At 63.6% G+C, this 1463-nt stretch carries 2 pseudogenes; both read right to left on the bottom strand.

From position 1 onward, the window contains the following. A pseudogene (locus QR78_RS31405) lies at positions 1-435 on the bottom strand (hypothetical protein); the annotation flags it as partial. Between the two features lie 698 nt (positions 436-1133). Further along, positions 1134-1463, bottom strand: a pseudogene (locus tag QR78_RS33725) (hypothetical protein); the annotation flags it as partial.

Below are 1463 nucleotides of genomic sequence, written 5' to 3'. Positions count from 1 at the left end.
GGCCGGCAATGGGACCGGCTTGCGGTTGAGGGGCCAGATGTTCTGGATGTAGCCGAGCACCAGGATCGTGACGGCGTAGCATTCCGCGATGATCAGCAGCAGGCCGAGGAAGCTCTCGATCGACAGTTCGATGGTGAGCGTGTCCGTCACCCGCCAGAACATGTAGCGGAAGGAGGTGAGAACCGAGAGTACGGCCAGGAAGACGGTGGTGCCACGGCCGCGCCGGCGGTTCGCCAGCAAGAACAAACCGAAACATACGACCGCGAGGATCGCCTGTCCTTTCGGTTCGAGCAGAACCGTCACGAAGATCAGCGTAAGAATCAGTCCGAACCCTGCAAGCAGCCATTCGATCAATTTTTGAGGGCGATCCGGATTCGCCTCGTTCGACGTGCCGTCCGATGGAAGAAACTCTGAACTCGTCGAAGGTTCGCTCACGCCTCTTCCCCCACTCTGGACCCCGCACGGCGTGGGGGCCCGGATTGCGCGATATCCGTGCAGGCATTCGATGTTGCTACTCAGTGTTGTGGCGATATGGTTAATGGATGGTTAAAGCCGGTCGGTGCGAATGCGGCTTGACTGTCCCGCACTGCCGATATGCGTCCATCAACAAATTTCCGCGATTGCGCCCGCAGACATGAGCAGAGTTTTCAACTATCGCCGTGCATGAGAGAAAATTTCGACGATCGCCCAATAAATCGCGACGCGCCGCATCGATCGCATGTCAAGCAAGGCGAGCCTCGTTTCTATGAGGCCATTGATCACTGTCGGAGTGATACCAGTCCCCCGCTGATGAATGAGCGGAGGAATGGGTCGGGCGGGCCCGGTTCCGCTGCGATCGAGCGGCTGTGCGGCTTTCGCATCCGGTCCGGGGTTGATCGGCGGGGAATCCCGGATGAGCCGTGCGGCATCGATCGGCCCGGCTCGCCGAGGGCGGGACCAGCACCGGGTCGTAGAGGTTCGACCGGTAGCTGCCGCGCCCGGCCGACAGGCGGCGCGCGGCCTCCTCGTGGGAGAGGGACGCCTGCACGACGAGGGCGTGCCGCACGAAACCGGTCTCGAACGCGATACCGGTCTCGAATGCGACCCGGGCGCCGCCCTCGACGCTCAGGCGGTCGACGCCGAGGCTTGTGGAATTACGGGGTCGCGCTGGTGTCGCCACGGCCGTTGGTGATGGTCGGCGCCGAGGCGAAGGAGCGCTCGACGCCGGTCAGCCCGCCGCCGACATTGCCGAACAGCGTGACGTGGTCGGCCAAATCGTATTTCAGCCGCAACAGGCCGCCGCGGTCGTCGATGTCCGAGTATTCCCAGGTCTCCCCCGCACAGGGAGCGTCCATTCGCACGCAAGGCCGGCGGCCCAGCATCTGATGCAGGAGGCGGCTCAGCTGCTCGGCCGAGTACGGCTTGTGCAGCAGCGTGAAGTCGTGCGTGTCCGAGCGCGCGAGAACGTGGCTGTAGCCCGAGGG

This window comes from Methylobacterium indicum (assembly GCF_001043895.1).
In the GTDB taxonomy this organism is placed as follows: Bacteria; Pseudomonadota; Alphaproteobacteria; order Rhizobiales; family Beijerinckiaceae; genus Methylobacterium; species Methylobacterium indicum.
Note: the sequence above shows the minus strand (reverse complement) of the source record. Positions and strands in the feature narration are given on the sequence as shown.